We start from the raw sequence: 11,492 nt of genomic DNA, 5'->3' as shown, positions 1-11,492 counted from the left end.
GTGCGGACGCTGCCCAGGAAGACCGTCTCGAAGGACTCCCGCCACTGCTCGTCGGTGACCTGGGCAGCGTCCGCACCGCCCGCACGGTCGCCGCCGCGCTGACCGACGGCGGCGCGATCGGGCTGGTGCTCTCCACCTCGGCCCGCAGCCCGATGCCCGGCCTCGGCATTTCCAACGGCCTGCGTCCCGGCCTGGCCGGCGTGGCCAAGGACATCGCCGACGAGTACGGCCCGCGCGGCGTCCGGGTGATCGGCCTGCTGCCCGGGCGGATCATGACGGACCGCAACCGAGAGCTCTTCGCCGCCACCGGGGACCCGGAGCGGGCCCGGGCCGAGGCGGAGGCCGCCATCCCGCTGCGCCGGGTCGGCGAGCCCGCGGAGTTCGGTCGGGTGGCCGCCTTCCTGCTCTCCCCCGCCGCCAGCTACCTGACCGGCGTCACCGTCCCGGTGGACGGCGGCGCGCTGCGCGGCCTGTGACCGACGACCGCAGACCCCCACGGCAGCCTGGTGGCACGCCGCCCGATGCCCTCGGCGCACGCCCCGGGAAGCGCGGAGCAGCGGGCCGCCATCCGCGGCCGACCCGGGCGGAGCTGGCGGCGGCGGCCGACCGGACCCTCCCGGACCTCATCGCCCCCGGGCTGGACGTGCTCTTCGTCGGCATCAACCCGGGGCTCTGGTCCGCGGCGACCGGCTGGCACTTCGCCCGCCCCGGCAACCGGTTCTGGCCGGCACTGCACCGCGGCGGCTTCACCCCGCGCCAACTGCACCCCAGCGAGCAGGACGAGCTGCCCGGCTACGGCCTGGGCATCACCAACATGGTGGCCCGGGCGAGCGCCCGGGCCGACGAGCTGACCGCCGAGGAACTGATCGCCGGGACGGAGATCCTGACCGCGAAGGTCGAGCGGTACCGGCCCCGGTGGGTGGCGGTGGTCGGGGTGACCGCCTACCGGATCGGTTTCGCCCGGCCGAAGGCGGCCTTCGGCCCGCAACCCGAACTGCTCGGCGGCGCCCGGCTCTGGGTGCTGCCCAACCCGAGCGGCCTGAACGCGCACTTCAACGCCGAGACGCTCGGTGCCGCGTTCGGGGAGCTCCGTGCCGCGGCGACGGCCTAGTTGGCGGCGGCCGGCGGCAGGGCCTCCTGCGCGACGTACGTCCCGAGGGGCACGGTGGTGACCACCGGCTCCGGCTCGTCCATCCCGGCGTACGGCGCGGGCGAGTCGGCGACCGCGAACTGGGTGCGGTACAGCTCGGCGTAGAGCCCACCGACCGCCACCAGCTCCTCGTGCCGGCCCCGCTCCACGATCCGCCCCTCGTCGAGGACCAGGATCTGGTCGGCGTCCCGGACGGTGGAGAGCCGGTGTGCGATCACCAGCGCGGTACGCCCGGTCAGCGCCACCGACAGCGCCCGCTGCACCGCCGCCTCGCTCTCCGAGTCGAGGTGCGCGGTGGCCTCGTCGAGGATCACGATCGACGGGGCCTTGAGCAGCAGCCGGGCGATGGCGATGCGCTGCTTCTCGCCGCCGGAGAAGCGGTAGCCCCGCTCGCCGACGGTGGTGTCCAGCCCGTCGGGCAGGGAGCGGACCAGGTCCGCGACCTGCGCACCGGCGAGCGCGGCCCAGATCTCGTCGTCGGTGGCGCCGGGCTTGGCGTAGCGCAGGTTCTCCCGAATGGTCTCGTGGAACAGGTGGGAGTCCTGGGTGACGACGCCGATCTCGTCCCGCAGGGAGGCGAGGGTGGCGTCCCGGACGTCGACCCCGCCGACCAGCACCTGGCCGTCGGTGACGTCGTAGATCCGGGAGATCAGCATGGACAGGGTCGACTTGCCGGCGCCGGAGGGGCCGACCAGCGCGACCATCTGTCCGGGCTCGACGCTGAACGTGACGCCCTTGAGCACCGGCTCGTTGACCGTCCGGTCCAGGGTGGCAACCTCCTCCAGGGAGGCCAGCGACACCTCGGCCGCGCTCGCGTAGCGGAACCGCACGTCGCGGAACTCGACCCGGCCGTTGCCCCGGGGCACGGGCACCGCGTCCGGCTTCTCCTCGATGCCGGGGCGCAGGTCGAGCACCTCGAAGACGCGGTCGAAGGAGACCAGGGCGCTCATCACGTCGACGCGGACGTTGGAGAGCGCGGTCAGCGGGCCGTAGAGGCGGGTGAGCAGCAGCGCGAGGGTGACGACGGTGCCGGCGCTGACCGACCCGGTCACCGCGAGCCAGCCGCCGAGCCCGTAGGTGAGCGCCTGGGCCAGCGAGGCCACCAGCAGCATCGCCACGAAGAAGGTCCGCGAGTACATGGCGGACTGGATGCCGATGTCGCGGACCCGTTCGGCCCGGCCGGCGAAGCGCCGCGCTTCCTCCTCGGGCGAGCCGAAGAGCTTGACCAGCAGAGCCCCGGCCACCCCGAAGCGCTCGGTCATCGTCGCGTTCATCTTCGCGTCGAGGTTGTACGACTCGCGGGTGATCTCCGCCAGCCGCTTACCCACCCGGCGGGCCGGGATGATGAAGATAGGCAGCAGGATCAGCGAGAGCGTGGTGATCTGCCAGGAGAGGGTGAACATCACCCCGGCGGTGAGCACCAGCTGGATGACGTTGCTGACCACGCCGGACAGGGTGGAGGTGAACGCCCGCTGGGCGCCGAGCACGTCGTTGTTGAGCCGGCTGACCAGGGCGCCGGTCTGGGTACGGGTGAAGAACTGCAGCGGCATCCGCTGGACGTGGTCGTACACCCGGGTGCGCAGGTCGAGGATGATGCCCTCGCCGATCCGGGCGGAGTACCAGCGCTGGGCCAGCGAGAACAGCGCGTCAACCACCGCCAGCGCGGCGATGACCAGCGCCAGCCGCACCACCAGCGACGCCGCCTCGGAGCCGCCCCGGTTGATCCCGTTGATCACGTCACCGGCGAGCACCGGCGTGGCGACCCCGATGATCGCGGCGAGCACCACGGTGACCAGGAAGACCACGATGTCCCGCCGGTACGGCTGGGCGAAGGCCATGATCCGCTTGGCGGTGCCGCGCTTGAGCTGGTGGGTGGAGATCTCGTCACGGTTACGCATCGACCGGAGCATGCTCCAGCCGCCCATGCCGCCACCGGACATCGGGTTCGACACTCGTCACCTCCGGGTTGTCGGCAGCCAGGACCGTCGGGTCAATTCTCCCGACGACTACGACAACCTCGGCAGTAATCCGGATCTTCCCGAACGGTCCTTACTATTCTCCGCGCCCGGCCAGATCACGCAGTCGGCGGGTCTGTGCCTCCCGCTCGGCGCGCTGCTGCTCGGCATGGGTACGACTCCCGGCGCCGGCCAGCAGCGCCTTGATCTCCACGATCGCGTCCCGGTCGTTGGCGAGCAGGCCGGCGGTCAGATCCCGCACCGCGCCGTCCAGCTCGGCGGCCGGCACGACCAGGGTGGCCAGGCCGATCCGGTCCGCCTCGGCGGCGTCCATCCGCCGGCCGGTGGCGCAGATCTCCAGCGCCCGGGAATAGCCGACCAGCTCCACCAGGCGCCGGGTACCGGCGAGGTCGGGCACCAGGCCGAGGGTGACCTCGGCCATGGAGAGCTTGGCGTCCTCGGCGAGCACGCGCAGGTCACACGCGAGGGCGAGCTGGAAGCCGGCGCCGATGGCATGCCCCTGCACCGCGGCGATCGAGATGACGTCGGGGCGGTGCAGCCAGGCGAAGCCGCCCTGGTACTCGGCGATGCGGTCGGCGCATTCCTGCTCAGGCAGCGTGGCGAGCTCGGCGAACGAGCCGGGCCCGGTGGCACCGGCCACCGACAGGTCGAGGCCGGCGGAGAACGCCCGCCCCTCGCCCCGTACGACCACGACCCGGACGTCACCGGGCAGATCCCGCGAGAAGTCGCTCATCGCGCGCCACATCGCCGGGGTCTGGGCGTTGAGCACGTCGGGCCGGCACAACGTCACCGTCGCGACCGGCCCGTCGCAGTCGATGCGTACCCCGGTCGCCTCGGCGGTCACCGGACCGCCCCGGGCACGGTGCTGATGGACGACGTCGATGGGCGGGTCACGCCTTCTTGCGGCGCCGGGCGCCGCCGCGCTGCCGCAGCTGCACCCCGGACTCGGTGAGCACTCGGTGGATGAACCCGTAGGACCGGCCGGTCGAGGCCGCGAGCGAACGGATGCTCTCACCCGAGGTGTACCGCTTTACCAGGTCCTTGGCGAGCGTCTGACGCTCGGCTCCGACGATCCGGCGACCCTTCTCAGTGCTGGTGGCTGTGCCAGTGGAGGCCATGCTGATTCCTCACGTCGCAGACTGTGCGGTTCGGATACGGTCCACCTATTAGACCGCCTCCAACGATCATGCGCCAGATATCAACTCTTCGCCAATCGACACGCTACGCAACATCACCTTCCCGATAGCGTGATCCTGCTGAACGGCTGAGCCGCCCCCGACCGCCGGGTGGATCATGGTTCGTCCGGCCGGCCCTGCGCCCGTACGCTGCCTGGCGTGACCGACCTGCTCGCCGCCGTGGCCAGCGCGGCGCTGGTGTTCGCCGCGACCAACATCGACGACATCGTCGTGCTCACCGTGCTCTTCGTGGCCGCCCGGAGCGCGGGTCGGCCCCGCCCGTGGCACATCGTCGCCGGTCAGTACCTGGGCATCGGCGCGCTGGTCACCGCGGCGGTGGTGGTCGCGGCGGGGCTGCTGGTCGTCCCGGACCCGTGGACCGGGCTGCTCGGCCTGCTGCCGATCGGGCTCGGCGTCCGGGCGCTGCTCGCCCGCTCCGACTCCGACGAGCCGCCAGCCGTGGTCGGCAGCCTGCTCGGGGTCGCCGGGGTGACCATCGCCAACGGCGCCGACAACATCGCCGTCTACGTGCCGGTGTTCCGTTCTCTCGATCCGGCGACGGGCCTGGCGTACCTGGTGGCCTTCGCCGTGCTGGTCGCGGTCTGGTGCGGCACCGCGGCGCTGCTGGGCGGCCATCCCCGGGTGGTCGGCCTGGTCGGCCGGGTCGGCCACTGGCTGGTACCGGCGATCTTCGTGGCGATCGGCGTGGTGATTCTGGTGAGCTCGGGCGTGCTGGGCCACCTGGCGGACCTGGCCGCCTGATGCAGGTCGGCTCAGGCGGCCGGCGGCTCAGGCGAGCTCGACGAGTTCGAGCAGGTCGTCGCTCCAGGCGTCCTCGTCGCCGTCGGGCAGCAGGATCGCCCGGTCCGGCTTCAGCGCCAGGACCGCGCCCGGGTCGTGGGTGACCAGCACGATCGCGCCCGGGTAGCGGGCGATCGCGTCGAGCACCTGCTCCCGGCTGACCGGGTCGAGGTTGTTGGTCGGCTCGTCGAGCAGCAGCACGTTGGCGCCGGAGCAGACCAGGGTGGCCAGGGCCAGCCGGGTCTTCTCGCCGCCGGAGAGCACCCCGGCCGGCTTGTCGACGTCCTCGCCGGAGAAGAGGAACGCACCGAGGATCTTGCGCAGGTCGGTGTCGGTCTGGTCGCTGGCGGCGCTGCGCATGTGCTCCAGGATCGTCCGGTCCACCTCGAGGGTCTCGTGCTCCTGGGCGTAGTAGCCCAGCCGCAGCCCGTGGCCCGGGCGCACCTCGCCGGTGTCCGGCTTCAGCAGGCCGCCGAGCATCCGCAGCAGGGTGGTCTTGCCGGCACCGTTGAGGCCGAGGATGGCCACCCGGGAGCCGCGGTCCACTGCGACGTCGACGTCGGTGAAGATCTCCAGCGAGCCGTACGACTTCGACAGGCCGGTCGCGGTGAGCGGCGTCTTGCCGCACGGGGCGGGGGTCGGGAAGCGCACCTTGGCCACCTTGTCGGCGACCCGCACCTCGTCCAGGCCGGATAGCAGCCGTTCGGCGCGGCGGGCCATGTTCTGCGCGGCGACCGTCTTCGTGGCCTTGGCCCGCATCTTGTCGGCCTGGGCCATCAGCGCGCCGGCCTTCTTCTCGGCGTTGGCGCGCTCCCGACGGCGGCGCCGCTCGTCGGTCTCCCGCGCCTCCAGGTACGCCTTCCAGCCCAGGTTGTAGACGTCGACCACGGAACGGGTGGCGTCGAGGAACCAGACCTTGTTGACCACGGCCTCCAGCAGCGAGGCGTCGTGGGAGATGACGATCAGGCCGCCCTTGTGGTTGGCGAGGAAGCCGCGCAGCCAGGTGATCGAGTCGGCGTCGAGGTGGTTGGTGGGCTCGTCGAGGAGCAGGATGCCACCGCCGTTCTCACCGGCGTCGCGGAACAGGATCCGGGCCAGCTCGATCCGGCGGCGCTGGCCACCGGAGAGGGTGCCGATGGTCTGCGCCAGGGCGCGGTCCGGCAGGCCGAGGTTGGCGCAGATCCGGGCCGCCTCGGCCTCGGCCGCGTACCCGCCGAGGGCGGCGAACTGGTCCTCCAGCGCGCCGTAGCGGCGGACCAACTTCTCGTCGGCGTCCTCGGCGAGCTTGGCCTCCAGCTCCTTCATCTGTGCCATGAGCAGGTCCAGGCCACGGGCGGAGAGCACCCGGTCCCGCCCGGTCACCTCCAAGTCGCCGGTGCGCGGGTCCTGCGGCAGGTAGCCGATGGCGCTGCGCCGGTCGATCTGCCCGGCGTACGGCTGCCCCTCCCCCGCCAGCACCTTGAGGGTGGTGGTCTTGCCGGCGCCGTTGCGTCCGACCAGGCCGATCCGGTCCCCCGGCTGCACCCGCAGGGTGGTGTCGGACAGCAGGATCCGGGAACCGGCGCGCAGTTCCAGGCCGGTGGCAGTGATCATCTCGCGGTACTCGCTCTCGGGATTCCAGAAGGGCTGACTCAGGGCACGCGAAAGCGCCGGCGGGCTCGATGGACCGTCGGCGCGGGGCGGTTCAGCCTTCGCAGAGCAGCACGCGGCAAGTGTACCGGGCGGCCTGCCGTGCTCCGCCCGGATTACCGAGCAAGATCATCGGGTACCGAAACGCCGTCCGGACCCGGTCCGGTACCGCAACCACCCAAAACGGACTAAACGGTGATCGGGGTCATCATGGAGCTGAACGAGAACGCGCGGATCGACACCAGCCAGGTGGAGGATCGGCGAGGGTCCGGCGGAGGCGGCGGGATGGGCATACCGATCCCGATCGGCGGCGGCCGAGGCGGCATCGTCGGCATCATCATCGCCGTCCTCGTCGCCCTGATCGGCGGCGGCTTCGGCCTCAACGCGGCCACCAACGGCGGCGGCTCCGACCAGGGCGACAACACCTCCCTGGACCAGAAATGCTCGGCACAGAACGCGACCGAGCAGCTCGACTGCCGCAACACCCTCTACGTCAACTCGATCCAGGCGTACTGGCGCAAGGCGCTGCCGGAGGTCTTCGGCAAGCAGTACCAGCCCTCCAAGACGGTCTTCTTCAGTCAGAACGTGAACACCGGCTGCGGGCAGGCCGACTCCGGGGTCGGGCCGTTCTACTGCCCCGCCGACGACCTGGTCTACATCGACCTCACCTTCTACAAGCTGCTCGCCGACCAGCTCGGCGCCGAGGGTGAGTTCGCCCAGCCGTACGTGCTGGCCCACGAGTACGGCCACCACGTGCAGGACCTGCTCGGCACCGAGGCGCAGATGCGGCGCCAGCAGCAGCGCGACCCGAACAACGCCAACGCCCTGTCGGTGAAGCTGGAGCTGCAGGCCGACTGCTACGGGGGCGTCTGGGCCAAGAACGCCACCGGCACCGCCGACGCGCAGGGCCAGAAGATCTTCAAGAGCATCACCGAGCAGGACATCCAGCAGGCGATCGACACCGCCGACAAGATCGGCGACGACGCGATCCAGAAGCGTTCCGGCCGGCCGGTGAACCCGGACGAGTTCACCCACGGCACGTCCGCGCAGCGCAAGCAGTGGTTCACCAAGGGCTACTCCACCGGCGACCCGAAGTCCTGCGACACCTTCGGCGGCAGCCTGTAGGGCCACCGGGCCGGACCGGCCACCCGCACCGCGACCCGGGTCGAGCGCTCGCTCGACCCGGGTCGCCGCGTGAGCGGCGACCTCACCGCCGGACGGTGTGGACCGTCACCGGGAGACCGCGGCGCACCCGCAGCGAGAGCATCGGCTCCGGACCACCCACCCGCGTGGTTCAGCTGAACCGCTCCTGCAGGTGGACGGTCACCTCGTCGCCCTTTTCCTTGTTCACCTGCTTGCGCAGCGACGCCTTGATGGGCAGCCAATGGGGGCCATCACCCGACGGCATGAGGGTGGCCGTGAACGGGTGCCCGTCGATCGTTCCGCCCACCTTGACGGGCCGACGGGTGCCGAACAGCTCCGCGGAACCGGGCACCGTCACGAAGGTCGGGTACGCCCCGTCCGTCTCGATCGGCGCGTTGAACGTGGTGTCCATCTTCTGCGCAGGCTTTTCTGCGGTAGCCATGTCGTTTCCTCCTGATGTCGTTGCGTACGGGTTCAGCGGATGACCTCGACGACCTCGGCCGTCGGATTGCGCAGCTCGGGGTTGACCCGCTCGAACAGCGCCATGATGAGCACGCCGCCGAGCACCATCGGCGCAGCTCCGACCCGGAAGGCCAGGGTGTAGCCCGACGTCACTGCCGGATCCGGGGCCACGCCGTTCTGGATCTCGTGACCGGCGTACCGGAGGGCGAGGGTGACGAGCACGGCGAGGCCGAGCGCGCTGCCGACCTGCTGCATCGTGTTCTGCACACCCGAGGCGAGGCCCGAATCCTGCGCGGTGACGCCGTGCAGCGCGGCATTCGTCGCGGCCGGCATGGTGCTGCCGGCGAACACCCCGAATACCACCATGCCCGGCAGGATCCCGCCGAGATACGAGGAGTTCGTGTCCAGCAGACTGGTGAGGAACAGCCCCACGCCGGCGCCGATGAAGCCGACCGCCGCCACCGCCTTGACCCCGAAGCGCGGGATCATGCCGGTGCCGATGCCGGCGCCGATCGCGAAGCCGAGCGGCAGGTAACCCAGACCGCTGCGCAGTGGCGAGTAGTCGAGGATCTGCTGCTCGAACAGCGTCAGCATGAAGGTGTACGAGATGAACGCCGCCATGAAGAACAGGGAGGCGACGTTGATCACCGACCTGGTCCGGTTGTTGAAGAACTGCAGCGGGATGAGCGGGTTGGCCGCGCGTCGCTCGACGATGAGCGTCACGAGCAGCAGGAAGACTCCGGCGACGAGCGGAAGCAGCACGCGCGCCGAGCCCCAGGGATGCTCGGCGGCTTGGAGCAGCCCGAAGACGATGCCGAAGAGACCGCCGGTCGAGGTGATCGCACCGGCGACGTCCAGTCCCTCGTCCATCTGCCGCACCATCCGGCTCTCGGACACCAGTCGGGGCAACAGCACCAGGACCAGCACGGCGACCGGCAGGTTGATGTAGAAGATCCAGCGCCACGACGCGAGGTCGGTCAGGAGGCCGGAGATGATGTAACCCAGCGTGCCACCGAGGGCCAGCAGGCCACCCCAGATGCCCAGCGCCTTGGTGCGCTCCTTGGGATCGGTGAACAGCAGGGCGATCAGGCCGAGCGACGCGGGCGCGGCGATCGCCTCAGCGGTGCCCTGGCCGAACCGGCCGGCGACCATCATGCCCGGGGACAGCGCCGCACCGCAGACCGCGGAGGCCACTGCGAAGATGACCACACCGGTCAGCACCAGCCGGCGTCGACCGAAGACGTCGGCCAACCGGCCGCCGAGCATCAGCAGTCCGCCCGACATCAGCAGGTAGCCGTTCACCACCCAGGCCAGCCCGGCCTGGGTGAAGCCGAGAGACTCCTCGATCTTCGGCAGGGCCACGTTCACGATGGTCATGTCCAGCAGGATCATGAACTGCAGCCCGCAGACCAGGGTGAGCGCCCACCACCGCCGCGGATCTGCCGGCGGCATCTCAGCACCCCCCGAGGCCGCGCTCGCGTCAACCATGGACACTCTTGTCTCCCTTGGTGATCGTTGTCGTGGGTTGGCGGTACAGATGCCAACCGCGGAGAAGGCGTGCCGCGGCTGTCAGAAAGCTGTGCCGGGCTGGGTGGCGTCGGAGCGGCTCCTAGAGCCGATCGCGGAGCCGCCGCTCACCAGCGGATTCGCTCGGTGTGGACCGGGCCCACCGCCGGGCCGTGCGGGTGGCGCGTGGCCAAGGTCGGAAGTGAAACGGAGCCGGACCAGCCGCGCATCCGGGAGGGCCGGCCGGGGTGAAGTATACACCGTACACATCTACCATGCCGGAATCATACACAGGCTCGCCGATGTAGCACAGTGCCGAGCAGCCATCACGGAGGGTCACGATCACCGGCGAAGCGCGGCCTCGGACCCGCGTGCCGGTGCGGGACGGACTGCGGTCGGCTTATCGTCTGCACTGCAGACATTTGCCGTGCTCACACCGTGTGCAGAACGGGGAGGTAACGCAAGGTGGTCACCGAAACGCGCCCGTATCACCATGGCGACCTCCGCGCCGCCCTGGTGGAGGCCGGCCTCCGACTCGCGCGTGAAGGTGGCGCCAGTGCACTTGGGCTGCGCGGAGTTACCCGCTCCGTGGGCGTCACACCCAACGCGGCCTACCGTCATTTCGCCGACCGACGGGCACTCGTCCTCGCCGTGGCGGCGAAGGCGCAGGATCAGGTCGCGCACGCCATGCTCGAACGGATGAACGCCATTCCCCGCGATGCCGATCCCGCCGAGCGGGCGCTGCACCGATTGCGCGCGGTGGGACTCGGCTACATCCATTTCGCACTGTCGGAGCCCGGCTGGTTCGAGGTCGCGTTCCTGACCCAGGACGTAGCGCCCGAGAACGCCCCGCCGGGCACGCTCGACGGCCGCGTGTCGCCGCCCTACCAGCTCCTGCTCGACGCCCTCGACGAGATGGTCGAGGCGGGGGCCCTGTCCCTCGAGCGACGCGCCGGTGCCGAATGGGTCTGCTGGTCGGCCGTCCACGGCTTCGCCGACCTGGCGACGCGTGGCCCTCTGCAGCGACAGGACCGCGCCTTCATCGACCGGCTTGCCGAGCACGTCGTCGACACCATCATCCACGGGCTCGAGGCGTAGTCAGGGCACTCCCTGCTCGCGGCCGTCCTCATCATCTTCGCCACCGAGGGGAGCCCGGCCTCCCCGAGCGGGCCGCCCTGTCGTCGACCGCTGAGCTCAGGCGGCCGGTCCGGGGTCGCGGACCAGGATCCGCACCGCGCGGGCGGCGGCGATCGCGCCGACCAGCACCGCGTGCCGCGGCTCGGGTACGTCGAGCAGCCGTTCCGCGCGCAGCGCGGCGAGCGGCGCGAGCCGGCGCTCGGCCAGCACGGTGTCCACCGCCCGGCGGTCGCCACCGCAGACCAGGGCGGCCAGCGTCGCCGCCTCCGGCAGCAGCAGCCGGACGGCCAGCTCCACGGCGTCGGCCAGCGCCGCCTTGGCCTGGTTTTCTCGCCGCCGGGCGAAGCGCTGCTGCGACCACCCGCCGGCGGCCGTGCGCCCCTGCACGTAGCGAGTGTCCACCTTGGAGACCACCAGCTTCTCCCCCGCCGCGATGCCGACCGCCACCGCACCCTTGCGGGCGAGCAGCAGGCCGAGCCGGCGGGGCGCGGCGGCGGTGGCCACGAACCCGGG

12 protein-coding genes are annotated in these 11,492 nt (G+C 71.2%); 5 read left to right on the top strand and 7 right to left on the bottom strand.

Annotation, left to right across the window (positions count from 1 at the left end):
• On the top strand, positions 1–476 hold a 476-nt coding region (locus tag DKL51_RS27995; protein WP_124812670.1), incomplete at its 5' end, for an SDR family oxidoreductase.
• A complete protein-coding gene (mug, locus tag DKL51_RS27990) occupies positions 473–1,111 on the top strand; it encodes a G/U mismatch-specific DNA glycosylase (RefSeq protein WP_109965729.1) in 639 nt (212 codons plus the stop codon). The genes DKL51_RS27995 and mug, both read left to right, overlap by 4 nt.
• On the opposite strand, the gene DKL51_RS27985 is transcribed toward mug, so the two are convergent.
• The 3 genes from DKL51_RS27985 to DKL51_RS27975 all read right to left on the bottom strand — a co-directional run bounded on the left by DKL51_RS27985 (position 1,108) and on the right by DKL51_RS27975 (position 4,244).
• The gene (locus DKL51_RS27985; protein WP_109965733.1) at positions 1,108–3,090 is read right to left on the bottom strand and encodes an ABC transporter ATP-binding protein; all 1,983 of its coding nucleotides are present in this window, start codon (positions 3,088–3,090) and stop codon (positions 1,108–1,110) included. The two genes, mug and DKL51_RS27985, sit on opposite strands and share 4 nt — an antisense overlap.
• A gap of 112 nt (positions 3,091–3,202) precedes the next feature.
• On the bottom strand, positions 3,203–3,970 hold the full coding sequence (locus tag DKL51_RS27980; RefSeq protein WP_109944780.1) for an enoyl-CoA hydratase/isomerase family protein: 768 nt from the start codon (positions 3,968–3,970) through the stop codon (positions 3,203–3,205).
• A gap of 46 nt (positions 3,971–4,016) precedes the next feature.
• On the bottom strand, positions 4,017–4,244 hold the full coding sequence (locus DKL51_RS27975) for a helix-turn-helix domain-containing protein (RefSeq protein WP_109944779.1): 228 nt from the start codon (positions 4,242–4,244) through the stop codon (positions 4,017–4,019).
• Between the two features lie 216 nt (positions 4,245–4,460).
• Here DKL51_RS27975 and DKL51_RS27970 point away from each other — a divergent pair, with 216 nt between their 5' ends.
• Entirely contained in the window at positions 4,461–5,063 is a 603-nt protein-coding gene (locus DKL51_RS27970; protein ID WP_243420825.1) for a cadmium resistance transporter, read from the top strand.
• A 27-nt stretch (positions 5,064–5,090) separates the two neighbouring features.
• Here the strand turns inward: DKL51_RS27970 and DKL51_RS27965 are convergent, their stop codons facing one another.
• The gene (locus DKL51_RS27965; protein ID WP_109965730.1) at positions 5,091–6,695 is read right to left on the bottom strand and encodes an ABC-F family ATP-binding cassette domain-containing protein; all 1,605 of its coding nucleotides are present in this window, start codon (positions 6,693–6,695) and stop codon (positions 5,091–5,093) included.
• A 246-nt stretch (positions 6,696–6,941) separates the two neighbouring features.
• Here DKL51_RS27965 and ypfJ point away from each other — a divergent pair, with 246 nt between their 5' ends.
• The gene (gene ypfJ / locus DKL51_RS27960) at positions 6,942–7,856 is read left to right on the top strand and encodes a KPN_02809 family neutral zinc metallopeptidase (RefSeq protein ID WP_109965734.1); all 915 of its coding nucleotides are present in this window, start codon (positions 6,942–6,944) and stop codon (positions 7,854–7,856) included.
• A gap of 169 nt (positions 7,857–8,025) precedes the next feature.
• Here the strand turns inward: ypfJ and DKL51_RS27955 are convergent, their stop codons facing one another.
• Positions 8,026–8,316: a DUF1905 domain-containing protein gene (locus DKL51_RS27955; RefSeq protein WP_109965731.1), complete on the bottom strand. Its 291-nt coding sequence runs from the start codon at positions 8,314–8,316 to the stop codon at positions 8,026–8,028.
• Positions 8,317–8,348: 32 nt separating this feature from the next.
• Positions 8,349–9,788 carry an MFS transporter gene (locus DKL51_RS27950; protein ID WP_221623249.1) on the bottom strand — a complete coding sequence of 480 codons (1,440 nt, stop codon included), beginning with the start codon at positions 9,786–9,788 and terminating at the stop codon, positions 8,349–8,351.
• Positions 9,789–10,307: 519 nt separating this feature from the next.
• Here DKL51_RS27950 and DKL51_RS27945 point away from each other — a divergent pair.
• Positions 10,308–10,940 carry a TetR/AcrR family transcriptional regulator gene (locus tag DKL51_RS27945; RefSeq protein ID WP_109965732.1) on the top strand — a complete coding sequence of 211 codons (633 nt, stop codon included), beginning with the start codon at positions 10,308–10,310 and terminating at the stop codon, positions 10,938–10,940.
• A 96-nt stretch (positions 10,941–11,036) separates the two neighbouring features.
• Here the strand turns inward: DKL51_RS27945 and DKL51_RS27940 are convergent.
• Positions 11,037–11,492: acVLRF1 family peptidyl-tRNA hydrolase (locus DKL51_RS27940; RefSeq protein ID WP_124812669.1), on the bottom strand; the 456-nt coding region annotated here is incomplete at its 5' end.

The sequence above is a fragment of the Micromonospora globispora genome, assembly GCF_003857015.1.
Lineage (GTDB): Bacteria > Actinomycetota > Actinomycetes > Mycobacteriales > Micromonosporaceae > Micromonospora > Micromonospora globispora.
Note: the sequence above shows the minus strand (reverse complement) of the source record. Positions and strands in the feature narration are given on the sequence as shown.